At 50.3% G+C, this 23,283-nt stretch carries 16 protein-coding genes; 8 read left to right on the top strand and 8 right to left on the bottom strand.

Annotation, left to right across the window (positions count from 1 at the left end; all coding sequences use genetic code 11):
• Nucleotides 1-102: 102 nt before the first annotated feature.
• Nucleotides 103-2,532, bottom strand: a complete 2,430-nt coding sequence (locus JT719_RS16000; RefSeq protein ID WP_242693307.1) for a glycoside hydrolase family 31 protein — start codon at nucleotides 2,530-2,532, stop codon at nucleotides 103-105.
• Between the two features lie 243 nt (nucleotides 2,533-2,775).
• On the opposite strand from JT719_RS16000, the gene JT719_RS15995 reads away from it, so the two are divergent.
• Nucleotides 2,776-4,095 (top strand): glycosyltransferase family 4 protein, encoded by a 1,320-nt coding sequence (locus tag JT719_RS15995; protein ID WP_207434360.1) that lies wholly within the window; start codon nucleotides 2,776-2,778, stop codon nucleotides 4,093-4,095.
• Nucleotides 4,096-4,393: 298 nt separating this feature from the next.
• On the opposite strand, the gene JT719_RS15990 is transcribed toward JT719_RS15995, so the two are convergent.
• On the bottom strand, nucleotides 4,394-6,415 hold the full coding sequence (locus JT719_RS15990; protein WP_207434359.1) for an alpha amylase C-terminal domain-containing protein: 2,022 nt from the start codon (nucleotides 6,413-6,415) through the stop codon (nucleotides 4,394-4,396).
• A 197-nt stretch (nucleotides 6,416-6,612) separates the two neighbouring features.
• On the opposite strand from JT719_RS15990, the gene JT719_RS15985 reads away from it, so the two are divergent.
• Nucleotides 6,613-9,432, top strand: a complete 2,820-nt coding sequence (locus JT719_RS15985) for a DUF4961 domain-containing protein (RefSeq protein ID WP_207434358.1) — start codon at nucleotides 6,613-6,615, stop codon at nucleotides 9,430-9,432.
• A gap of 251 nt (nucleotides 9,433-9,683) precedes the next feature.
• Here JT719_RS15985 and JT719_RS15980 read toward each other — a convergent pair whose 3' ends face one another.
• Both JT719_RS15980 and JT719_RS15975 read right to left on the bottom strand, forming a co-directional pair.
• On the bottom strand, nucleotides 9,684-10,424 hold the full coding sequence (locus JT719_RS15980) for a ThuA domain-containing protein (protein WP_207434357.1): 741 nt from the start codon (nucleotides 10,422-10,424) through the stop codon (nucleotides 9,684-9,686).
• A 239-nt stretch (nucleotides 10,425-10,663) separates the two neighbouring features.
• Nucleotides 10,664-11,536: an arylamine N-acetyltransferase family protein gene (locus JT719_RS15975; RefSeq protein WP_207434356.1), complete on the bottom strand. Its 873-nt coding sequence runs from the start codon at nucleotides 11,534-11,536 to the stop codon at nucleotides 10,664-10,666.
• Nucleotides 11,537-12,225: 689 nt separating this feature from the next.
• Between JT719_RS15975 and JT719_RS15970 the strand changes: the two genes are divergently transcribed.
• From JT719_RS15970 to JT719_RS15960, 3 genes are all read left to right on the top strand, one after another.
• On the top strand, nucleotides 12,226-12,819 hold the full coding sequence (locus JT719_RS15970) for a porin family protein (protein ID WP_207434355.1): 594 nt from the start codon (nucleotides 12,226-12,228) through the stop codon (nucleotides 12,817-12,819).
• 462 nt (nucleotides 12,820-13,281) lie between these two features.
• Nucleotides 13,282-14,361, top strand: a complete 1,080-nt coding sequence (locus tag JT719_RS15965; RefSeq protein WP_207434354.1) for a tetratricopeptide repeat protein — start codon at nucleotides 13,282-13,284, stop codon at nucleotides 14,359-14,361.
• Between the two features lie 25 nt (nucleotides 14,362-14,386).
• Nucleotides 14,387-16,483, top strand: a complete 2,097-nt coding sequence (locus JT719_RS15960) for an OmpA family protein (RefSeq protein WP_207434353.1) — start codon at nucleotides 14,387-14,389, stop codon at nucleotides 16,481-16,483.
• A 197-nt stretch (nucleotides 16,484-16,680) separates the two neighbouring features.
• On the opposite strand, the gene JT719_RS25270 is transcribed toward JT719_RS15960, so the two are convergent.
• The 4 genes from JT719_RS25270 to JT719_RS15940 form a co-directional block, all read right to left on the bottom strand.
• The gene (locus JT719_RS25270) at nucleotides 16,681-17,703 is read right to left on the bottom strand and encodes an SRPBCC family protein (RefSeq protein ID WP_242693306.1); all 1,023 of its coding nucleotides are present in this window, start codon (nucleotides 17,701-17,703) and stop codon (nucleotides 16,681-16,683) included.
• Nucleotides 17,704-17,841: 138 nt separating this feature from the next.
• Nucleotides 17,842-18,312, bottom strand: coding sequence for a VOC family protein (locus JT719_RS15950; protein WP_207434352.1), 471 nt, complete (start codon nucleotides 18,310-18,312; stop codon nucleotides 17,842-17,844).
• A gap of 13 nt (nucleotides 18,313-18,325) precedes the next feature.
• Nucleotides 18,326-18,874: an SRPBCC family protein gene (locus JT719_RS15945; protein ID WP_207434351.1), complete on the bottom strand. Its 549-nt coding sequence runs from the start codon at nucleotides 18,872-18,874 to the stop codon at nucleotides 18,326-18,328.
• A gap of 12 nt (nucleotides 18,875-18,886) precedes the next feature.
• The gene (locus JT719_RS15940) at nucleotides 18,887-19,342 is read right to left on the bottom strand and encodes an SRPBCC family protein (RefSeq protein WP_207434350.1); all 456 of its coding nucleotides are present in this window, start codon (nucleotides 19,340-19,342) and stop codon (nucleotides 18,887-18,889) included.
• Nucleotides 19,343-19,631: 289 nt separating this feature from the next.
• Here JT719_RS15940 and JT719_RS15935 point away from each other — a divergent pair, with 289 nt between their 5' ends.
• The 3 genes from JT719_RS15935 to JT719_RS15925 all read left to right on the top strand — a co-directional run bounded on the left by JT719_RS15935 (nucleotide 19,632) and on the right by JT719_RS15925 (nucleotide 22,897).
• Nucleotides 19,632-20,621 (top strand): GlxA family transcriptional regulator, encoded by a 990-nt coding sequence (locus tag JT719_RS15935; RefSeq protein WP_207434349.1) that lies wholly within the window; start codon nucleotides 19,632-19,634, stop codon nucleotides 20,619-20,621.
• A 225-nt stretch (nucleotides 20,622-20,846) separates the two neighbouring features.
• Nucleotides 20,847-21,530, top strand: coding sequence for a response regulator transcription factor (locus JT719_RS15930; protein WP_207434348.1), 684 nt, complete (start codon nucleotides 20,847-20,849; stop codon nucleotides 21,528-21,530).
• Entirely contained in the window at nucleotides 21,527-22,897 is a 1,371-nt protein-coding gene (locus JT719_RS15925; RefSeq protein ID WP_207434347.1) for a sensor histidine kinase, read from the top strand. The genes JT719_RS15930 and JT719_RS15925 overlap by 4 nt, the downstream gene beginning before the upstream one ends.
• Nucleotides 22,898-23,283: the final 386 nt, after the last annotated feature.

Here is a 23,283-nt window from a genome sequence, read left to right as displayed (position 1 = left end):
TTTCCTGATACAACTCTATTAAAAGAAGAAGTCCCGTTCTGGAGGTGTTTTTGGTAAAACACTTCCAAAACGGGACTGCTCCTTTTTCTGTCTTGCTATGACCTATGCCTTGGCTGCAGAATAAACCTGCAAGGAAGCAAAGGCTGCCGGTGCGGTAAGCGATACCAGGTTAGTCTCAGCATCTGCTTCAAAGGCTACTTCTTCACCGTCTACCAGAATCTTTGCGGTGTTAGCCGGTAAGCCATGCAAAGTTACTTTATAGGTGGCGTAAGCATCCTGACCAGAGCCTTCTCTTGCCTGGGTGAGCGTGAATGCACCCTCTGTAGTAGAAGTTGTGAATGTCTTGTGCAGGAAGTTGCCCTCTGTATAGCCGTAGCCTTCGCCACCATCTTCGTACAATTCGCTCACGCAGGTTTCCTGGCTGTAATACACGTGCAGGGTTACTTCCGGCACTGCCAGTTCGCCTACGTATTGCTGAACAGGGTACATGGGCACTACCGCCCCGGCCTTTACAAACATCGGGATTTTATCCAGGGGAGCATCAGCCCATACCTCGCGTTTGCCTTGCACCAGCGCATCGGTCCAGAAATTAAACCATTGTCCTTGCGGCAGGTACAGAATTCTGCCCTCCACGCCTTGCTGGGTGATAGGGCACACCAGCAGGTTGTCGCCCAGGGAGAACTCGGCCATGCGGTGGTAGCACTCCGGATCATTCTGGTCCAGGAAGGCTAACGGACGAAGCATGGGAGTTCCCTGGTCCACGTACTGCCAGAAGGTGGTGTACATGTAGGGGAGAAGCTGGTATCTTAGCTCAATGAACTTGCGGGCCAGCGAAGTGTACGGCTCCCCGAACGACCAAGGCTCCTGATCACCGTGGTCACCGGACGAGTGCGTGCGGCAGAATGGATGGAAGATGCCCAACTGAAGCCACCGGATGTATAGTTCGCCGTCCGGGGTTTCAATGAACCCACCAATGTCTGAACCTATAAACGACATCCCGGAGATGCTCAGGCGCTGGCACTGGATGTTGGCCAGCCACAGGTGATCCCAGGAGGCAATGTTGTCGCCGGTCCAGGCGGAGGCGTAGCGTTGAACCCCAGCGTAACCGGAGCGGGTAATGGTGAACGGCCGGTCTGGGTACGAGAAGTTCTTCACGCCTTCATACGTGGCGCGGGCCATCTGCATGCCGTAAATATTGTGGGCTTTGCGGTGCGACCCCGGTTCGCCGTCATAGTGGTGGCGCACGTCATTAGGGAACGTGCCAATCTCAAACACGGCCGGTTCGTTCATATCATTCCAGACGCCTTTTACGCCGGTTTCCTGAATCAAGCCCTTAAACAGGCCAGACCACCAGGTGCGCACGTCATCGCGGGTAAAATCGGGGAAGTGGCAGAGGCCCGGCCACACGGTGCCTTTGTACAAAGGACCATCGGCGCGGCGGCAGAAATAATCGTTCTCAATGCCTTCCTGGTACACCCAGTAGTTTTGGTCAATCTTGATGCCCGGGTCAATGATCACCACGGTTTTAAAGCCGTCTTCCTTCAGCTCCTGCACCATGCGCTTGGGCTCCGGGAAGTGGTCTTTGCTCCAGGTAAAACACCGGAAGCCTTCCATGTAGTCAATGTCTAGGTAAAGGGCATCGCAGGGAATCTGGCGGTCTCTGAAACCTTTGGCCAGGTTCTTCACCACCGATTCTGGGTAATAACTCCATTTGCACTGGTGGTAGCCCAGTGACCACAGAGGCGGCAATTCTGGCGTACCGGTGAGTCTGGTGTATTGCTGCACCACTTGGGTTAGAGATGGGCCGTAGATGAAGTAATACTCCATGGTACCGCCCTGCGCCCAGAAACTGGAAGCCTCCTTGCGCTCGCTGCCAAAATCAAAGAAGCTGCGGAAGGTATTGTCAAAAAAGATCCCGTAGGCCTGGCGGTGGTGCAGCCCCATGTAGAAGTTGATGTTCTTGTACAAAGGGTCTGTGCCTTTCACGTAGCCGTAAGTATCAGAGCCCCAGTTTTCAAAGCGCTTGCCCCGCAGGTTCATGTTGTTGGCTTTGTCGCCCAGGCCGTAGAAGAACTCGTCTTTTTGCACGGTTTTGCTCATTTTCACAATGTCGCCGCCGTAGTCTTTGTGGTCTTCCCAGTGGAAACCTTTCTCGTCTTCGTTTAAAATATTGCCAGACTTATCCAGGATTCTTGTAACCAAACCTACCTTGGAAACCGTACAGATCAATTCCTTTGTGGTAAGTCTAATATGATCAGCGAGTGCTTTAACCTTAAGACGAGTGTTATTTTTTGGACGATTTGGAGCCAGGGCATAAGAGAAGTCCCGGGAGAAAGTACCGTCCGTAGTGAATTTAAAGCGCAAAATATGATTAGAGACTGCCTCCACCCGCAGCCCTACCCGGTTATCACATAAAAAAACAACGCTATTGTCTTCCTGATCAATGTGGGTTATAGTGCCCGCGAAAAACTCTTCGCGTTTAACCCCAAGATCATTGATCATGTAATTGGAGTCTTGAATAAAACTATCCATGAAAAAATATTAGCGGAAAAAGAAATAGAAAGGATATGGGGTACTAGGTATTTATTCAGAAAACAAACCGCATAATTACGGAATGTTTTTAAATATGTTCTGATTTTTGCCGAACAAACCGAAAAAAATTGTGGGAGGTGTCTTGTACTAGTGGAATGCTTAGTTATCTTTACAAGATACCTCTCCCCAGTGATATTTGATGAATCGAGTAATTGAGTTATAATGAAAAAATTGCGAGTACTTATGCTAGGCTGGGAGGACCAGCCTATATTAAATGGAGGAGTAGGCAAAGCCTGTTTTCATTTAGCCGAGGCCCTGGCCAAACAAGTAGAACTCACCATGATTGTGCCGCAAGCAGACCATTTGGCGCTTGAACACCATGCCGAGGTTGTAGGCCTGAATGAATTGGACCTGGAAGAGATCAAGCAGGCGCCTGTTGCCCAAACTTTTGAACGATTTGCTACCACTCACTACGTTCCTGCCAACCTGTTCCCTTATGAGGGTTCAAGCATCCCCGCCGACAGCACCCCAGTAGAAGAAAAAACTGAGTCTGTGACGGTAGAAGTGCCGGCCCAGGAAACCGTAAAAACAACAGTATCAATCCCCAACGGCAAGCCGCAGATCAATGTGACCAACGGCGCCAAAGGAACTCTCAATTTTGAAGTAATTCAATTTGCCCGCTATGCCGCCCGTCTGGCATCCCACAAAGAATTGGATGTGGTTTATGCCCATGACTGGATGACGTTCCTGGCGGGAATGGAAATAAAAACCCAGCGCAAAGTGCCGCTGGTAATTCATGTGCACAGCCTTTCCTTTGACCGCCAGGTAGGGGAGCCTTTGGGCTGGATCTATGAACTGGAGACCCGCGCCATGCACGAGGCTGACCTCATTCTGGCTGTAAGCGAAAGAACTGCCCGTATGATCACCAAGCGCTACGGGGTGCCCGCCAAGAAAGTACAGGTAGTATATAACGGTGCCGATAGAGTGGCTCCTTCTCCGGTAACTCCAATTAAGCGGAAGCAGGTAACTTTCCTGGGCCGTTTGGTGGCACAGAAAGGGCCATTGCAGTTCCTGAAAGTTGCCAAGCAAGTACTGAAGAAAGACCCAGACGTTAACTTTGTAGTAGCCGGCCATGGCCCTCAGTTTGAGGAAGCCCAGCAGATGGTACGCAGGTTAGGCATTGAAGAAGCGGTTACCTTCACCGGGTTCCTGCAGCCTTCCAAAGCTGAAACGTTGCTGAAGAACTCCAGCGTGTTCTGTTTGCCAGCATTGTCTGAGCCATTTGGCTTAGCAGCGCTGGAGGCTACCTTAGCCGGCTTGCCGGTGGTTATTACCTTCCAGACCGGTGCCGCCGAAGTATTGCCGGAGGCCAGCGTCGCAGACTGCAACGATACCGAAGGCCTGGCAAAACATATCCTGCAGTTGCTGGAAGATGAAGATCTCCGTAAGCAGCAGGTGGAAGCCAACCAGAAAGCTTTGCGTCAGCTTACCTGGGGTTCAACCGCTGATCATGTAATGGAGGCGTTGCACAGTGTGTTACAACTTCACGAGCAAGAATTATAATCTGTTTTCGGGGCGGTTTTCAAAAATCAACCTGAAAACGAGGATGTAGATAAAAGCTGCACCAGATTGCTTTGATTCACAAAAGGGAAGGCCTCCGCAAGTACTTTGCGGAGGCCTTCCCTTTTGTTTTCTTCTATATCTCACCTGATAGGGAAGCTTACCATTCTTTCAAAAAAACAACCCTGCGCTTTAAGGAAATTTTAGGAAAATGGCCTTAAAACGCAGGGCTGCATTGTGTTTGCACTTCCTAAAGTACCTTCAGCAGGGTAGCGCTTGAGGGTACTTTAGGTTGCGTTGGTTAATCTTCTTTTCTCAAAACCAAGGCAGTCCGGTTAGGCAAGTAGATACTTAACCTTGGCCCATATTGGGTTGGGATAGTGAAGTAGCGGATAGTAGGATCTACCCGGTCAAAGCCGCCCGTCTCAGGTGTGTCTGAAGAAAGCACCATGGAATAGCTGCCCGCTTCCTGAACCGGGAATCTGTAATCCGGAATTGAGTTCTGGGTATGGAAGTTGAACAGGAAAACCAGGCCGGCTCTTTCAAAGATGATAACTTTGTTTACGTTGTCCTGGTGCAGTTTATGGGCAGGGCCGTGTTCCATGATCTGGTATTGTTCCGCCAGGGCAAGCATGTCCTTCTCAAACTGCCAGAGGTGACGGTACCGCAGGTCGGGGTTATCTACCAAAGACCATTGCCGGCGGGCGTACTGATAGCTCCAGTTGTTTCCTAGTCTTGGGAAATCCACCCACTCCGGGTGCCCGAACTCATTGCCCATAAAGGTGAGGAACGCTTCTCCTCCCAAAGACATCGTCAGGAGCCTGATCAACTTGTGCAACGCAATGCCCCGGTCAATTACCGGATGCTGGTCAATGGTGCGCATGTGGAAGTACATCTCCTTGTCCATCAGCCAGAAAGCCAGCGTTTTGTCGCCTACTAAGGATTGGTCATGGGATTCAGCGTACGCCACGGTTTTTTCCCCCACGCGGCGGTTGGTAAGCTCCCACCAGATATCATCCAGGTTCCACTCTTCGTCTTTTTTGTGTTTTAGGGTCTTGATCCAGTAATCTGGAATGCCCATGCCCAGGCGGTAATCAAACCCGATGCCTCCTTCTGTGATAGGACGGCAAAGGCCAGGCATCCCGCTCATGTCTTCGGCAATGAGAATGGCCCCAGGTTTATAGGTATGGCTGAGTTCAGCGGCCAGTTGCAGGTATAAGATGGCATCCAAGTCTACGCTCCGGTCAAAATACCGGTCATAGTGCCCAAAGGCAACACCCTCGCCGTGGTGATGGTACAGCATGGAAGTCACCCCATCGAACCGGAATCCGTCCAGGTGAAATTCCTCCATCCAGTAGCGCACGTTGGACAAAAGAAAGCGTCTTACCTCTGGAATGCCGTAATTGAATAGTTTAGAATCCCAGCCCGGGTGATGCCCGCGGGGGCCCTGGTGGAAGAACTGCCCGCCTGAACCATCAAAATCGGCCAGGCCTTCTGCCACGTTCTTCACCGCATGGGCATGAATCAGGTCCATGATCACGGCAAGGCCCAGGTTGTGGGCTTTGTTGATCAGGTATTTCAGGTCTTCTGGCGTGCCAAAGCGGGAAGTAGGAGCAAAGAAGTTAGAGACATGGTACCCAAAGGAGCCGTAGTAAGGATGCTCCATCAAGGCCATCATCTGAAGGCAGTTGTATCCGGTCTCTACAATGCGGGGCAGAATGTTATCGGCAAATTCGCGGTAAGTGCCCACGCCATGTTTTTCCTGGGCCATGCCCACGTGGCATTCGTAAATGAGCGGCTGGGTAATCTGTCTTACGTCAAAGTTTCCATCGGTCCAGGTGAAGGACTCTTCCGGTGCCCAGACCTGACCAGAGAAATCGTAGGTCTGCGGATCTTGAATGGACCGGAAGGTAAAAGGGGAGATGCGGTCACGGGCTTCTCCGGTAGCGCCAACCACGTGCACTTTGTACCGGTGGCCATGCTGGGGCTGCACCTTGTCTTCGGGCAGAAACACTTCCCAGATACCACCCTCCATGCGTTTCATGGGGTGCGCGTGCCGGTCCCAGAAGTTGAAGTCTCCCACAATGGAGAGTGCCTGAGCCGCCGGGGCCCATTCGCGGTAGCGCCAACCCTTGTTCTCTGGTTCATAATGGAGCCCCATCTGCTGGTGCCAGGTTGAATAGTCAGCCAGCGAGCCAAAATTATGGTTGATGATCTGACAGGTTTGTTCAAAGCGATCCAGCCGTTGGCGTATTTGAGGCAGGTAGGGAGCAAGCCAGCTATCTGATTCAACTAACGGGAGTGTTGGGGTTACCTTAGGCATATGTGCGGTTTTGGAATTGGTTAAGTTACACTTCTTAGGCGTAAGGTGCAACAAGGTTTTGTTTATGGATTCAGGTTGTTGAAAGTTGGTAAAAAGGCAATGGGTTTCCTGGGTAATTTTAATAAATTAGCAAGGAAATCGATTTCGTAAGGAATTGATGCTTCTATTTTCATCACTAAACTAATCCTGCCTATTGCATGAAAACTACGTTACGTTTGCTAAGCTTGTTACTGGCCCTGCTGCTGGTCCAGGCGGTAGAGGCTCAGGTTGTGACCTGGACACCTTCCTTCCCGGTAGACAATGAGCCCATCACCATCACTTTTGATGCCACCAAAGGTACCGGGGGGCTGGCTAACCATTCTGGTCCGGTTTACGCCCATACCGGAGTACTCACTAACCTTAGTGTCTCAGATTCTGACTGGCGCTACGTGAAAGCACCGTGGAGTACGAATGTACCGGAGGCATTGATGGAGTCTTTGGGCAATAACCGGTACCATATCACCCTCACTCCCAGAACGTACTACAATGTTCCGGCCTCTGAGGAGATCAAAGCCGTGATGTTTGTCTTCAGGAGTGCAGATGGCAATAAACAAGGCAAAGACACCGGTGGGAAAGACATAAAGGTTGATGTTTACCCTTCTGGTAAGGTAAGTGTGTCTTTTGACCAGCCTGAGGTGGGAATGAATGGCCTTTATGTAAACCAGAACCAATACGTTCAGGTGAGCGGTAGGTCTTCTTCCAGCGCTAAACTCACGTTGTTTTTGAACGGAACAAAGGTGAAAGAAGAAGCATCTGCCACAAGCCTTGAGATGCAGTTAACGGCAGCTACTTCCGGAGCAAACAAGGTGAAACTGATGGCCGAAACCCCCACTTCCACCGCCGTTGATTCTTTCATGTTTGTGGTACGGTCTGCTGCTCCGGTGCAGGCGCTTCCGGCAAACGCAAAGGATGGAGTAACCTACCTGAGTTCTACCAGTGTGCTGCTGAACCTGTATGCGCCTGGCAAGCAGAATGCGTTTGTGGTAGGTGACTTCAACGGTTGGGTGGTAGGAGCCACGCCTATGAACCGCACCCCAGACGGGAACCGTTACTGGGTACAAATCAACAACCTTACCCCTGGCCAGGAATATGGATACCAGTATTTGGTAGACGAGACCATCAGGATAGGGGACCCCTACACCCAGAAAACCCTGGACCCCAACGAAGACCGCTTCATTTCTGCCGAGACGTACCCTAACCTGAAAGCCTATCCGAACGGCAAGGCTACGGGCATGGTGTCTGTGCTGCAGACAAACCAGACTCCTTACAACTGGAAAGTGACCAACTTTGCCAAGCCCAAGAAAACCGACCTGGTGGTGTACGAGTTGCTGGTGCGTGATTTCCTGGCCAAACATGACTACAAAACCTTAACCGACACGCTGAATTACCTGAGCCGTTTAGGGGTAAATGCCATAGAATTGATGCCAATTCATGAGTATGAAGGCAACCTGAGCTGGGGCTATAATTCAGTATACTACTTTGCGCCAGACAAATATTATGGCCCTAAAGAGATGCTGAAGGCGTTCATTGATGCGGCCCACGCCCGCGGCATGGCCGTAATACTGGACATCGCGTTGAACCACTCCTTCGGGCAATCACCCATGGTGCAATTGTACTATAACAGCGCCACCGGCAAAACCACGCCAGAAAGCCCCTGGTTTAACCCTGATCCCAAGCATGATTATAATGTGGGGCACGACTTCAACCATGAAAGCGAAGCCACCAAGTACTTCGTAGACCGCGTGACGGAGTTCTGGTTGCAGGAATACAACGTGGACGGCTACCGGTTTGACTTGTCTAAAGGGTTTACCCAGAAGCAGACCTTGGGAAATGTAAATGCCTGGGGGCAGTATGACGCCACCCGCATCAGCCTGCTCAAGCGCATGGCAGACCACGTGTGGGCAACCGAAAACGATGCTTATGTGATTTTGGAGCATTTTGCCGAAAACAGCGAGGAAACGGCTCTGGCTAATTACGGCATGATGCTGTGGGGCAACCTGCACGGCAACTACAAGCAAGCCATCATGGGCTATACTTCAAATTCAAACTTCAACTGGATCTCCTACAAACAGCGTGGTTGGACTAGTCCGCACGTGGTGGGTTACATGGAGAGCCATGACGAAGAGCGCCAGATGGTGGAAGTCATGAACCATGGGGCAAGTTCTGGGTCTTACGACACCAAGAATCTCACCACTGCCTTGCAGCGCATGCAATTAGCGGCCGCTTTCTTCTTCACCATCCCTGGGCCTAAGATGATCTGGCAGTTTGGCGAGTTGGGCTACGATGTTCCCATCAACTTCAACGGCCGTACCGGCGACAAGCCTATCCGGTGGGAATACTACCAGGACCCGGAGCGCCGGAAACTGTACAACGTGTACGCGGCTTTGATCAAACTCAAAATCAACCAGCCTGCGTTTGAATCTGCAGACTACGCCTTGAACCTGGAGGGTGCCATGAAAACCATCCACATCCAGGACCCGGACATGAACGTAGCCGTGTTGGGCAACTTCGGGGTGACGGCTGGCCCTATTGTTCCTAAATTCCAGCATACCGGTACCTGGTACGATTATGTGACCGGCGAGGCCTTGAATGTCACAGACGTAAACCAAGCCATCAACCTACAGCCCGGCGAGTACCGTATTTACACTACCAAAAGACTTTCTACCTCCAGCATTCTGCTGAAATCGAATGATGAAGTTGAAGTAGCGAAGAACGTAGTAGTGTATCCTAACCCTGCCCGAAACGGAGAAGTGACGGTTAGGTACCAGCTTGCCTCCGCTGCTGAAGTCTCTCTGCAGGTGTATGACCAGGTGGGCCGTTTACTAATCACCCGTTCACTGGGCAAACAAACCGCTGGGAACCATTCTGTTTCACAAGCTCTAAGCACAACCGGTGGAGTCAAGTTAGCACCCGGCATTTACCACTGTAAACTCATTACTGGCACTACTGCCAAAGCGGTGCAAGTGGTGGTGCAGTAAATTTATCTACACAGGTAATTAAAAAGATCCTCCTTTTTAGGGGCTGCTTTCTTGAAAACAGCCCCTAAACAGGAGGATCTTTTTTTGAGTTACTTAAGCAGAGTATTTGTCTATTAGATAAGCTCCGGTTTTGAATGTTTCCAGGCTATCATAAAATACTTGCCCTATTCCTTTTAAGGTCTGTAAAGAAGAAGAGACAACAGAAATACTTGTCATCACTGGACATTCCAGACTAGAGCCATTACCAGATTCTACTTCCTGCCTAAGGCATAGTTGATGCCGCCCAGAAGATGACGGAGGAATAGAGGCTCTCTGAAGCTTTCATCGGTATGGCCGCCGGCGGTATAGAAAGCCCGGCCACCATCATATGCGTGATACCACGCAATGGGGTGATTTTCTCCGTTTTTACCTCCTTTGTAGGTGGTTTCGTCCAGGGTGGCCAGCACCTTTACGTTCGGGTTGATGCTTTTGAAGTTATACCATTCATCGGTGCGCTCCCAATTGTCAGGCAGAAACGTGGTGGAGGGGTGGGATTTGTCTTTCACCCGGATGGTAGCTTTCTGAACTTCGGGATGGCTCTCAAAGTAAGCGCCTACCAATTGGTTGTACCAGGGCCAGTCATACTCAGTATCTGTGGCGGCATGAATGCCCACAAACCCACCGCCATTGCGGATATACTGCTCAAAAGCGGTATGTTGCGTGGGGTTTAACACATCCTGGGTGGTGCTCAGGAAAACCACCGCCTGGTACTTTTTAAGCGAATCGGCCACAAAGTAAGCGGCATTCTTGGTAGTATCTACCCCGAAACCATTCTCCCTGCCCAAATCCTGTAAGGCCCTTAGGCCGGTGGGGATGGAGGTGTGGTAAAAACCGGCCGTTTTGTAGAAGACCAGAACAGTGGGTGGGATCTTGCTTTCTGCAACGCCGTTTTTATGGGAGCAGCCAGAACAGACAAGCAGCAGAGAAAACACAGCCAGTAGTAGGTGTTTCATAGAGGAGAGTAGGTTTAGGTTGTAGATTTGGCTAAGACTTGGCATTTATATCTCTAAGTCTAACCGTTTTTCTCCTGTTTTACAAGAAATAGCCGTAAAGCACCATCTTCTGCTCTGATCCATCCGCCACCAAATTTTCAACCCTATAACCATTTGTTGGCCTACACCACTGGGCACTACTTACCCAAGTAGCTTCTGCTTTGAAGCCAGGACTTGCATAGCAATAAGGATTATCCTGATTAGTTTACCGGCTGCAAGATCAAGTGCAAGGCCTTGTCCATCTCGGGGGTGTTAGGGATGGGCAGATCGAACCCTTTCTTCAGAACCGTGATGAGCTGGGTAGGGGTGGTGATAATTTGGCGCTTGGATTTGCCGTTCACGTAATGGACGCTCAGTTCATTGTTACGCAGGCAATACCTGGCATCTGGGGTGGTTTTAGCTACCAGAAGTCCGTTTACAAAAGGTGATCTGGGGTGAGTAGACGTAAACCAGTTGTACACTTCATAATCCTGGGTAACCTGCTCCTGCAGGCCAAACTGATACAGCGGTTTCCAGGTATCCTGGACTTTGGCTTGCAACACATACTCTTCCTCTAGGGCCACTATTCTGAAGGTTTCGTGCGAGGTCTCCTGTTCTGACTGGTCGTGCAGGCGCAGGGGACTGGTGAGGGTTAACCCGCCAAATCCTACATCGGCAATGAATTCTTCTCCTTCAATCTCTACCAAAAGCAACATGTGGGCCCGGGCGGTGGTAACCCCGGCCGGAACGTTCCAGAGAACGCGCGCTGCCAATCCTCTCACGGTAAACCCTAGTGCCTGTAAAACATGGCTGAACAAGGTATTTTGCTCAAAGCAGTACCCACCCCGGAAATCCTCTACCATTTTGCGCTGCAGGGTCTCTACATCCAGCGGCACCGGTCTTTTCAGGAACGGGTTCAGATTTTCAAAGGGGAAGGTGAGGGTATGGTAATAATGTAGCTCCTGCAAGGTGCGTAAGGTAGGGGTGGTATCCCCGTCATAGCCAATCCGGGCAAGGTAGCGGTCCAGGTTGATGCCGTCTTTCTTAATCTTAAAGTATGTCTTAACCGGTGCTGCTTGAGTAGAGGTGTACATAAGGTGATAGGTAAAGGGTGTAGTAGTAGTTGTTAGATCTAAATATTTGATATAGGTTTTTAAGCTGCAGTACTGTATTGGGGACTCCTGATCGTTTGACGCAATTTCTTATAGCCCGGAAGAGAAGGAGGGCAACTATCAATCAAAGAAACAATCAATAATTTATTAAAATGAGCCAAGTTTAACGGGTTGTTTATACTCCGTATTGGCCTATTTGATACTAATATATACTTTAAATTTTAATTTGTTATAATATTCCTGTATTATTTTTTGATTAACTCTTCTACAGTACCAAAAACCCTTTTTACGTCCCGTTATGCCTTACTTCTATACTTTATGGTGGTAAAATATGATCTATTTAGGTTTAATGGTGATTGGATATGCTTAAAGAAAGTATAGTAGAACTTGTATATTGATAAATATAGTTGAAGTTAGATTTAAGCAAGCGGCTGATTAAGGTGCAAATGGGAAAATTGGTTAGCGCCAATAGTAAACAGTCAAGCGTTGAAAGCTATCTAGAAGAAGTGTTACCCAGCACTGTGTTGCGGAGGGGCTTGTTCTGGATAACCCAGAAAGACTATCTTTCTTTTCCCCTGAACGTTAAAGTGCTAACCCTCCGGTGTATTTGGATATGAAGGAGAGTTCCTGTTATTTAGCCCTTAATACATGTGCCTTAATTTCTATTACTTATGAAAAAACTAATTCTTTTATCGGCGTTTTTGCTGTCTACCAGTATGATGGCGAATGCCCAGATTTTCACCCTTGGCTTGAAAGCAGGGATCAGCTCATCCAATGTGGACACCGACGATGCGACCGCCAACCTTACCCAGTTCAAAAAAGAAGGCAGCATTACAGGGTTCCATGCCGGGGTTTTTACCAGGTTCAATATCGTGGGTTTCCTGCTTCAGCCTGAAGTAGTTCTGTCCTCCTCGGGTGGTAAATTTGAGGTTCCGGATGACAACAGCCCCAATGCCACTACAACCGTGAAAGAGATGGGCTTCACCAATCTGGATGTTCCTATTCTGGTGGGCTATAAACTGCTTTTCGCCCGGGCCTACGCCGGACCAGTAGCGTCTATCCTAATTGACAGCGATTTTGACGGCGAAGACATCAAGGATTCTTTTGACTCCGCTGACTGGGGCTACCAGATTGGGGCCGGGGTAGACATCTCCCGCTTAACCGCCGATGTACGCTATGAACGCCTGAAACGCTCCTACACCGATGGCAGCATCAGAAACCAACAAGTTATCCTGAGCTTAGGCTATAAGCTGATCGGTAAATAAGTTGCCCCTTCTTCAACGTTTCTTGTTTTACCTTACAAGCGCTGGGTTTTAGCGCCGTTTTTCAGAAAACGGCGCTAAAACCCAGCGCTTTTTTTGGCTGCTATGTAAGGGCTTTCACACAATATAATTTGATGTGGCTCAGAACTCCTGATTGATCTACCATTACCTAAAAGTAAGTAAAATTGCGGGTGGTGTGGGTGATTACACCTTTCCCTGAGGTACTTTTGCAAACTTTTTTTAATTTCGAAAAGACTTTTTAACAGGCAGTGTCCATATCGGCTACGCGCTGATGCGTTTGCAATCCCCCGGCCAACGGTGACACGGTTAGCTTTACCATTTCAACGGAGTTTTCCAGAAAGTAGGGCAAAAACCTTTGACAATCCACTCGGCAAGCACTATCTGTTTGCAATACAGCCTTGTTGAATCGGTTTCTTTTTCATTCTAAATCATTCATTCGCAAGTATGAAGAAAACTTTACTTCTCTCATTCATATGCTTTATCATCGGCTTGGGGGCTCAGGCGCAGGAGGCTCAGGATTCTGTTGCGGTCAAAGACACCGTGGCGGTACAGCCAACCGATCCAGCGGTTCTGGCCGAACGGATGTACAAAACAGGACTCACGCTGATAAGCCAGAAAGAATACAAGTTAGCCGTGGCCAGCCTTGACTCCGCTATCACGCTGCGGCCCGAGCTGGAGCTGGCGTGGTTCAATCGGGGAAACGCTTACCTGGAACTGAAGGAGACCAAAAGCGCCCTGGAAGACTACAACAAGGCCATCGCCCTGAACAATGCTAACCCGCAGTCGTTTTTCAGCAGGGGCAAGGCCAAACAACTCCTGGGCGACAAAGCCGGGGCGCTGGAAGACTATAACAAAGCCGTAGCCTTAGATGCCAACCACCCCTTGGTGTGGTACCTGCGCGCCGGTCTGCACTTTGAAAACAAGGACTATAAAGAAGCGGTGGAAGATTATTCTGCTGCCATCAGATTCACGCCCAGAAACGCCAACGCTTACCATGACCGCGGAAGCGCCAAGCGGCAACTGAATGACCTGGAGGGCGCCCTGTCTGATTTCAGGAAAGCAGTGGAACTGAGCCCAGATCTGGCCGTGGCCTATCATAACATGGGTGCCCTCAAGCAAGGCAAAGGCGACCTGAACGGCGCTATTGAGGAGTACACCAAAGCCATTGAGCGTAAGAAAGATTATCACTTGGCCTACAACAGCCGGGGGAAAGCCCGGTTTGAAGCCGGTGATTACGCCGGCGCCATCGCTGATTTCACCAAATGCATCCAGCTGAATCCGCAGTATGCCTTAGCGTTCAACAACCGGGCGGCCACCAAATTCAAACTGAAAGACTACCAAGGCGCGCTGGAAGACTGCAACTTCGCCCTGCAGATCAATGACAAATACGGGTATGCCTACCTGAACCGGGGCATCGCCAAAGAAATGCTGCGCGATGAAACCGCCTGCCAGGATTGGGAGAAAGCCCTCTCCCTGGAGGTGTCTGCCGCCAAAGCGTACCTGGCCAACTGCCAAGAGAAGTAGTCCTCCACTTTCAAATCTCTTTTTCATGAAAAGATATATACTTACCGTTGCCTGTCTGCTGGCGTTGGGGCAGGCGTACGCCCAGCAAAACGTGGAGTTCAACAAAGACAACTTCAAACAGAACAAAGACGGTTTCCGGGATGCCAAAAAGAAACTAGATGATGGCGATGCCATTTTCAACGCTAAAAAAGTAGACGATGACTACCGCCGCATCCACTACAGAAACGCCATTCCGTTGTATGTGGCCGCCCATCAGTTCAATCCCAACAGCGCAACCTTGAATTTCCGCCTGGGCGTTTGTTACCTGTTTTCAGATGAAAAAGGAAAAGCGGCCCAGCACCTGGAAACAGCCCGAAAACTGAACCCCGCGGTTAGTCCTGAACTAGGCTTTTACCTGGGCCGGGCGTACCAGGTGAACCTGGAGTGGAAAAAGGCCACCGCTGAGTTCAAGAAGTACCTGGCCACGCTGCCCACTGATAAAAACAAGGATAAGATCCAACTGGTGAACCAGCACATCAGGGAATGTCTGTCTGGAGAAGAACTGCAGAAGAATCCGGTACTGGTGTATCTGGATAACCTGGGCCCTGAACTAAATTCTGAGGGGCCGGAGTTCAACCCGGTTATCTCCGCCGATGAAACCGTGATGGTGTTTACCTCCCTGCGGCAACCCCAGGCGCTCCAGAAAGCCAAAAAGGAGAAAGACGAGGACAAGATAGAAAAGGCTCCTGTTCTGAATGAGGACCTGTTCATCAGTACCAAGGTGAACGGCAAGTGGACCCCGGCCCAGAACATGGGCCCGAACATCAACACCGATAAGTTTGAGACAGCAGTGGGGCTCTCGGCCGACGGGCAGCGACTGATTCTGTACCGCGAGGAAAACAACGGCGATTTATTTGAAAGCAGCCTGAAAGGGGAGGAATGGTCTAAACCCGAGGAGCTGAAGAACATCAACTCCAACGCCCATGAATCCTCGGCTTCTTACTCATATGACGGCAAAACCCTCTACTTTGTGAGCAACCGGCCCAATGGGATAGGAGGGCATGACATTTACTCCTCGGTGCTGGATAGCAAAGGCGAATGGAGCAAACCGGTAAATGCCGGCCCTGATCTGAACACGCCCTATGACGAAGGCTTTGTGTTCCTGATGCCCGATGGCAAAACCCTTTACTTCAGCTCCCAGGGGCACACCTCCATGGGTGGCTTTGACATCTTCAAAAGCGTTTACGAAAACGGAAAATGGACTAAGCCCGAGAACGTAGGTTTCCCCATCAATTCGCCGGACGATGATTATTTCCTGGCCGTGGGTGCCAGTAGCCGTTTCGGGTATTTTTCGTCTAATCGGGTGGAAAAATGCCAGAAATCAAGCGACCTCTATAGAATCACTTTCCTGGGGCCAGAGAAACCCATGGTACTGAACACCGAGGATGATCTGCTGGCCAGTATCTCCTTGCAAGTGCCCCAGCCGGTACAGGTGAAGGTTCAGGAATTGAAAACCCCGCAAAGCCTGTTGCTGTCCGGCACCATCAAAGATGCCAAAACCAGTGCGCCAACCGAGGCAAAAATTGAGCTCATTGATAACCTGAAGAATGAGGTGATTGCCGTCTACTCGTCTAACAGCCAGACCGGCAAATACATCATCTCTTTACCCGCCGGCAAGAACTACGGTTTGGCCATCAGGAAAGACGGCAATCTGCTGCACTCAGAGAACTTTGACCTTACCTCAGCCCACGCCTTTACCAAATTGCAGAAAGACATTCAACTGAAGGCAGTGACTTCGGGTAGCTCGGTGGCCTTGCGGAACGTGTTCTTTGAGCCCGAGCAAGCCAAACTGAAGCCGGAGTCTATGAATGAACTGAACCGCCTGGTGGAATTTTTGAAGGATGAACGGAGCCAGAAAGTAGAGATAGCCGGCTTCACCGATAGCAAAGGCGATGCCGCTGAAAAGCTCAGACTCTCCGAGAGCCGGGCCAAAGCTGTGGTGGAGTACCTGATTTCCAAAGGCATCAACGCCAAACGTCTGCAAGCCAAAGGATTTGGAGCAGAGCAGCCCATCGCCACCAATGACACTGATGAAGGTCGAACCTTAAACCAACGGGTTGAGCTGAAACTATTAGGAAAGTAAGCGAACAAGGCCTGGAGAAGGTCCGGCAAGCTGGTAATTACCCAACTGATGAACAGAATGCACTTCAAAAAGTAGCCCTTTGTTTCAGGTCTCTTTTGGCGAAAAGAAGCCTGAAACACAGGGCTTACAGTATAAGGCTAACTTAGGCTACTCAGAAGCCCGATGATCCTCAATCCTCAGCTAAGCTATCGTTAATGTTATTCCTGAGCTTTCTTTAGGTAAGTCTCTAACTGTTCTAAGGTGCCGGCAAAGCCTTTTTGCATGGAAGTAAATCCGGCTTCAAAGGTGGCTTTTTCTTCTGGGCTGGCGTTATGGGGGCGGCTTCGCAGGTGAAGCCTGGTTTTGCCGTTTTCTTCGGTAAGGGTAAGAAGGTTCCACATCTCCAACGGCCAGGTCTCGCTGAAGGGGGCCCGGGTAGTAGTTGCTTCCTCATCAGAGAACGAGTTGACGTACACCAGTTGGTCTGGGGCCGCTATCTCCTGAAAGACAAACTTGCCCCATAGTTTTGGCCCATTGCCCGCCTGCATGCTGTAGAGGAAGATACCTCCGGGTTTGAGCTCCAATTTGCCTACACCCAGCGTGAACCCTTGAGGGCCATACCACTGGTTCAGGCGATCGGCCTCTGTCCAGGCTTTGAAAACCAGTTCCTTTGGAGCATCTAAAACACAGGTTATCTCAAAGTCTTGTCCAATGCTGGAGCTTTCGGGTGAGGAAACTTCCAGGGCAAGTACCTCCTGCAGTTTGTCCAGTGATTCGTTCCAGCCGGCCTTAGTCATTTCCCGCATTTCGCCGTTGGGCAAGCCTTTATGCTGCAGGGTGAATAGGGTTTTCCCGTTCTGTTCTTCTAGGGTGAGGGTGACTTCCAGTTCGTCGGCCCAGTCGCCGGGCAGGCCCGCATCTGCAGGGGAAATCGTGTTGCCCTGGGCATCAGAAAAGCAGTCCGTGGCCACTAGCCTTACTGGTTCCTGTATTTCTTTGTACACGCCTTTGCTCCAGTAATCCTGCCCCTCAGAGGAGCGCATGCAGAAGAGGTACTCGCCGCCCACCCGTAGATCAACGTAGCAAACTGGTGAGGTAAAGCCTTTGGGACCCCACCATTGCACAAGATAGTCTGGGTTGGTCCAGGCTTGCCATATGGCTGCTGCCGGAGCGTCAAAGGTGCGGGTAATCACCAGTTCCTCTAGTTGGGGAGTAGGGAGGGTTTCTATAGTTTGGGCCATGGTGTTGGGAGTTAGTTTTTTCAGATTCTGAGTAGGAAATTGATGAAGGGAATTGGAGGGCTTGGATGTGGTAATAGGTTCGTTTTCAAACTGTTTTACCACAAACAGGCTTAAAACACCTGAGGCACAAGGAAGGAACTAGACCGTTGCCGCCGCTTTGTTGCCCGTTTGTTCCTGTGCCTGGGTTTGCGGAGGCGAGTAGCTCACCATCCACTGAATGCCGAACTTATCAATCAGCATCCCGAAGTACGAGCCCCAGAACACATCCTGGATGGGCATGGTTGTTTTGCCGCCTGCTGAGAGGGCACTGAAGAGTTTATCGGCTTCTTCCCGGGAATCAGTATCAATGCTCAGGTGAAAGTTGTTGCCAATGGTCAGGTTCTGGCCCATAGATTCCAGGGAATCGGTGCCCATCAGGATCACACCCGGGCCAATGGGCAAGGCGATGTGCATGATCTTGTCTTGCTCATGGGCCGGGATCCTATCTGCCTCCGTCGTGTCTTTGAAGCGTTGCAAAGCCAGGAACTCGCCCCCGAACACCGATTTGTAAAAGGTGAAGGCTTCTTCTGTGTTGCCCGGAAAATTCAAGTAAGGTTGAATGGTAGCCATGGTAAATGCCTGATTATTTAACGGTTAAAGATGGTTTTTCAAGAATCACTTTCAGGTTAGAAAGACTGGTTTCCAGGTCTTTGCCCAGCATGCCGTCTACAAACAGGTGCATCAGGTTGAGCGGGTAAGGGCTTTCGCCGGTCATGCCCCAGGTCACTTTGGTCTGATTGTTTCCTACCGTTTCGGTGCGCATAGGCGTTCTGGCGATGCTCTCCATTGGCCGGATAAACCTTACCTCCACGTCCAGCCATTCGCCCTCGATGATGGTAGTGATTTCCTGCTCGCCCTGGCCGGCCTGGTCATTGCCGTTCCAGGCGTAGACAAACCCAACCTCGCCATCGGTGCCCCGGAAAGCCTTCTTCATGTTAGGATCGGTCATGACCCATTTGCTGTAGTGGTCCTGGTTTTTCAGGTGCCGGATGTAGCTGAACACCTCGGCTTTGGGTTTGTTGATGATGATCTCACGCTGCACGGTGTATTCCTTTTTCACGAACAGTGCCGCTACCAGCAGCAGCGCCAGCAGACCACCTGCTCCCAGCATAACTCTCTTCAAAATCTTCATGGCCGCAGGAGGTTAGTTTTGGGGCTGATTTTCGGCTAGTTCCTTGATTTTAGCTAAAGCGGAGTCCCAGGCAGTAGACATCATCTCGTAATACTCCGGGGTCATATCCGTAGAGATGGCCATCTGGGTGATGCCGTCTTTCTGGGTGAGTTGGTAAGTCTCGCGGCCGCCTTGTACCGCTTTGGCTTCCTCGCTGGTGGTATCTTCCTGGCCGTTGCTGAGCAATCCTTCGTACTCCACCGCCAGGAGTTCATGTGGCTTGTTGGAAACCACCCGGGCTACCATGCCGTTGTTGGTTTCATCCTTGAAAACCACCTTGCTACCTTCCTGCCAGTCGGTCTCGGCGTAAGCACCCTCGCTGAAAGAGGCATACCAAAGTCTTACCAATTCGTCTCTGGTGAGCACGTCCCACACTTTCTCCGGTGAAGCGTTGATGGCAATGTCTTTTTTGATTTGTAGGGTTTCCATATGGTTAGTAGTTAAATGGTTAGGTTTCTGAAATGGGTGCTCAGAACTCTCTGAGTACATTGCAAACATACAGGCATTTTCAGAAGAAGAGAGGGTGTGTTCACGCCATTCTTAGGGTTGATTGCGACAATCGTTTTCCTTAGTTTTGGCTACAGCCGTGAGGGAGAAAAAGGAAGAAAAGAAGCTGTGTCAATACAGATTAATGCCTGGCTTCTGTACCATAATCAATGGGCAAAAGGCTGCATTTATGAAGTTCTGGAAGCTTTAAACCGCTACAACTACACCCTTTATGAAACACATCACACTTCTGGTACCCAAAGGGGCCATTCTGGGCAGCGTGGAAGGCCCTCGCCAGGTGTTTACCGAGGTAAACAAGCTTCTGAAAAGCATGGGCAAACCGGCCATGTTCCAGCTTCAGCTTGCCGGACTCACCAGAGAGGTTACGGTGGCGGGTGGCATCTACACGGTCTACACCGATGTGCTGGCCCAGGACATCTCTAAAACCGATTTGATCATCATCCCCGCCCTGGATGGAGAAATGCCTTCTGCGCTGGAAATGAACCGGGCGTTTATGCCCTGGATTATTGAACAATACCAGAAAGGGGCCGAGGTGGCCAGCCTTTGCGTGGGTGCTTTCCTGTTGGCTTCTACCGGACTGGTCAATGGCCGCAAATGCGCTACCCACTGGATGGCGGCCAATGATTTCCGCCGGATGTTCCCGGAGGTACAATTGGTGGAGGACCGGATCATCACCGATGAACAGGGCATTTATTCCAGCGGCGGCGCTTTCTCTTATCTGAACCTGGTGTTATACCTCATAGAGAAGTTTGTGGGCCGCGAAATTGCCGTGCTCATGTCCAAAGCCTTCCAGATTGACATAGAGCGCCGGAGCCAGTCGCCGTTTGTGATTTTCAACGGGCAGAAAGACCACGAAGACGATCTCATCAAAAAGGCCCAGGAGTTCATTGAAGCCAATTACCAGGAGAAAATCACGGTAGATGAACTGGCTTCCATGTTTTACCTGGGCCGCCGTAACCTGGAGCGCCGCTTCAAGAAAGCCACCAGCAATACCGTGATGGAGTACATCCAGCGGGTCAAAGTGGAAGCGGCCAAAATGCGCCTGGAAACCTCCCGCGAAAACGTGAACGAAGTCATGTACTCCGTGGGCTACTCAGACACCAAAGCTTTCCGGACAACCTTCAAGAAAATCACCGGCATCTCGCCGCTGGAGTACCGCAACAAATACAATAAAGAAGTGGCCCAGATCTCTGTTAACTAACAGATTGTTTCCATTTAAACCTCTGCCTAGTGTATCAAAAGCCAGTCTGTGGGGTGAAATGCTTAAATTAGGCACTTAGAAGTAAAGCGTAGAACCGATAGGCGGCTTAATAAATAGTGGGCGAGATTTTCTGAGTTTACCTGCCCAATAAGTTTGATAGCTCAGGTTGGAAAGAGAAGAGTCTTTACTTCAAAAAAATAGCATACTAAACGTTTTAATTGGCGAATGAAAGTACTGGTGATTGAAGATGAACCCAACGTGGCGGCGTTTATAAAAAGAGGTCTCCAGGAACAGACATTTGAAGTTGAAGTAGCCTACGACGGAATTACCGGCAAACGGCTGGCTTTGCAGAATGAATACCAGGTAATTGTGATGGATATCATTCTGCCGCACCTCAGCGGGCTGGATTTATGCCGGCAGTTGCGGCTAGAACAGCTACGCACCCCCATACTGCTCTTGACTGCGCTAGGTACCACCGATGACATTGTGGATGGCCTGGAAGCCGGAGCAGATGATTACCTCACCAAACCTTTCAAGTTCAAGGAACTGCTGGCCCGGGTGCGGGCGCTGGTTAGGCGGGCAGAACCGGTGCAAGCAACCAATATCCTGAAAGTGGGCGATCTGACCATGAACCTGGATTCAAAAGAGGTATCGCGGTCAGGCAAGGAAATCAACCTCACCGCCCGGGAATTTGCGTTATTGGAGTACTTTCTGAAAAGGAAGGGAAAAGTACTCTCCCGGGTAGACCTGCTGGAAAACGTCTGGGACCTCAACTTTGATCTGGGCTCCAATGTGGTAGATGTCTACGTGAATTACCTCAGAAACAAGATAGATAAAGAATTTCAGACCAAACTCTTGCACACGGTGGTAGGAATGGGGTACATGCTGAAGGAGCCGGAGAGCTTATGACATTTAGAAAGCAACTCACCCTCACCTTTACCGGGCTCACCACTGCGGTGCTCATCTTCATGGGCGTTATCATTTACCTGGTAGCCGAGCAGTTTACCAGACGCCAGTATTTCCAGCGGCTCATGGACCGGGGTATTGTAGCGGCGCAAATGTACCTGGAGCGCGATGAGTTCAGTTCGCAACGAATGCAGAGAATCCGGCGGAAGTTCCTGCAAAGCCTTTCTGAGGAGAGATTCGCTATCTATGACGCAAACCAGAGACTGCACGTGGCCTCTGATACCACCAGTTTGAATATACCAGCCAGTGTTTTCCAGCAGATCAGGAAAGACGAACAGGTAGAGTTTTGGCAGAATGACCTGCAGGGGGTGGGCCTTTGGTATAAAGACAACGAAGGCGATTTCTACGTGGTGGTGCTGGCCAAAGATGTTACGGGCACCGGTAAGCTGCGCAACCTGCAGGAGATATTGCTCATTAGTGTGGTAGTGGGTTGCCTGATCATGATGGTGGCGGGACATCTTTTCGCCCGTAAAGTTCTGCAGCCCATTGTAGCCATTGTGCAGGAGGTAAATAAAATAAGAGCCTCAAACCTGCATCTGCGGGTGAAGGAACGCGAAACCCGTGACGAGATTGGCGAGCTGGTCAACACGTTCAACCAGATGCTGGAACGCCTGGAAACCTCTTTTTACATGCAGAAAAGCTTTATTGCTAATGCCTCGCATGAACTCCGTAATCCGCTCACGGCCATCAGCGGCGAACTGGAGGTAACGCTCATGCAAGACCGTTCGGCTGCTGAGTACCAGGCTTCCCTGCAAACGCTGCAGAAAGAAGTAGGCCGCCTGGAAAAACTCACCACCGATTTGATTTTGCTGGCCCAGGCCGGGTTTGATGAACAGGAAGTACGGCAGGAACGCGTGCGCCTGGACGAAGTGCTTCTGGAAGTGATCGCTGAATTGAAAAGTTACCTGCCCCACAACCAGATTCAGCTAGACTTCTTGGCGTTACCCCCAGACCCTGATGTTCTGATCGTTTCAGGGAACCGAAGCTTCCTGCAAGTAGCCTTCAAAAACGTACTGGAAAACGCCTCCAAGTTCTCAGATAACAAGCCCGTACAAGTGTCGCTTTCCTGGTCAGGGTCACAGGTGGAAGTGCGGGTGCAGGACCAGGGCATCGGGATACCGGAAGCCGAAATCAGCCGGGTGCTGGAGCCTTTCTACCGCGCTCAGAATGCCCGCTCCCGCACCGGAACCGGTATAGGTCTCACCATGGCCGAGAAGATCATAAAACTCCACGGCGGCTATATTCAACTGACTTCCAGGTTACAACAGGGCACTACCGTCACCATAATCTTGCCAAAAGGAAATGCCTAATTTTAGGCCCTTAACAGATAAAGGCCATTAACCGAAATACTTCCGGTTATGGCTCAGCAAATGTGTTTCACTTCTTGCCCGTTTCACCTTCCGAAGTTGGTTCATTTCCCGCAAAAGTGTTTCCAGTATATGGTTCAGGTTTGCAACCTGGACCTAAAACGACCTGAAGTTTAAAACTTCAGTGAGGCGATTGCCTCAGCTTAGGCGTATCTGAACTAAAGCAGTATATCAATTGACATCATGATTCAGAACAGGCTACCTACCACCATGCGCTAAGCCTTGTTTTCCATCTGTTTTCCCGAAAACACCCCTAAAACCAATTTAAGACTAATCACTATAATTGGTATGGGCAAAGGAGCTTGGCCTTATCTAAAGGAAACCTACGT

It is taken from the genome of Sabulibacter ruber (genome assembly GCF_017355955.1).
In the GTDB taxonomy this organism is placed as follows: Bacteria; Bacteroidota; Bacteroidia; order Cytophagales; family Hymenobacteraceae; genus Nibribacter; species Nibribacter ruber_A.
Note: the sequence above shows the minus strand (reverse complement) of the source record. Positions and strands in the feature narration are given on the sequence as shown.

What these genes read in the sequence shown, in the direction of transcription:
- JT719_RS25270 (WP_242693306.1), bottom strand. Translation starts at nt 17,703, where the DNA reads ATGGCCCAAACTATAGAAACCCTCCCTACTCCCCAACTAGAGGAACTG.
- JT719_RS15975 (WP_207434356.1), bottom strand. Translation starts at nt 11,536, where the DNA reads ATGTACACCTCTACTCAAGCAGCACCGGTTAAGACATACTTTAAGATT.
- JT719_RS15970 (WP_207434355.1), top strand. Translation starts at nt 12,226, where the DNA reads ATGAAAAAACTAATTCTTTTATCGGCGTTTTTGCTGTCTACCAGTATG.
- JT719_RS15935 (WP_207434349.1), top strand. Translation starts at nt 19,632, where the DNA reads ATGAAACACATCACACTTCTGGTACCCAAAGGGGCCATTCTGGGCAGC.
- JT719_RS15945 (WP_207434351.1), bottom strand. Translation starts at nt 18,874, where the DNA reads ATGAAGATTTTGAAGAGAGTTATGCTGGGAGCAGGTGGTCTGCTGGCG.
- JT719_RS15930 (WP_207434348.1), top strand. Translation starts at nt 20,847, where the DNA reads ATGAAAGTACTGGTGATTGAAGATGAACCCAACGTGGCGGCGTTTATA.
- JT719_RS15925 (WP_207434347.1), top strand. Translation starts at nt 21,527, where the DNA reads ATGACATTTAGAAAGCAACTCACCCTCACCTTTACCGGGCTCACCACT.
- JT719_RS15960 (WP_207434353.1), top strand. Translation starts at nt 14,387, where the DNA reads ATGAAAAGATATATACTTACCGTTGCCTGTCTGCTGGCGTTGGGGCAG.
- JT719_RS15940 (WP_207434350.1), bottom strand. Translation starts at nt 19,342, where the DNA reads ATGGAAACCCTACAAATCAAAAAAGACATTGCCATCAACGCTTCACCG.
- JT719_RS16000 (WP_242693307.1), bottom strand. Translation starts at nt 2,532, where the DNA reads ATGGATAGTTTTATTCAAGACTCCAATTACATGATCAATGATCTTGGG.
- JT719_RS15990 (WP_207434359.1), bottom strand. Translation starts at nt 6,415, where the DNA reads ATGCCTAAGGTAACCCCAACACTCCCGTTAGTTGAATCAGATAGCTGG.
- JT719_RS15950 (WP_207434352.1), bottom strand. Translation starts at nt 18,312, where the DNA reads ATGGCTACCATTCAACCTTACTTGAATTTTCCGGGCAACACAGAAGAA.
- JT719_RS15985 (WP_207434358.1), top strand. Translation starts at nt 6,613, where the DNA reads ATGAAAACTACGTTACGTTTGCTAAGCTTGTTACTGGCCCTGCTGCTG.
- JT719_RS15980 (WP_207434357.1), bottom strand. Translation starts at nt 10,424, where the DNA reads ATGAAACACCTACTACTGGCTGTGTTTTCTCTGCTGCTTGTCTGTTCT.
- JT719_RS15995 (WP_207434360.1), top strand. Translation starts at nt 2,776, where the DNA reads ATGCTAGGCTGGGAGGACCAGCCTATATTAAATGGAGGAGTAGGCAAA.
- JT719_RS15965 (WP_207434354.1), top strand. Translation starts at nt 13,282, where the DNA reads ATGAAGAAAACTTTACTTCTCTCATTCATATGCTTTATCATCGGCTTG.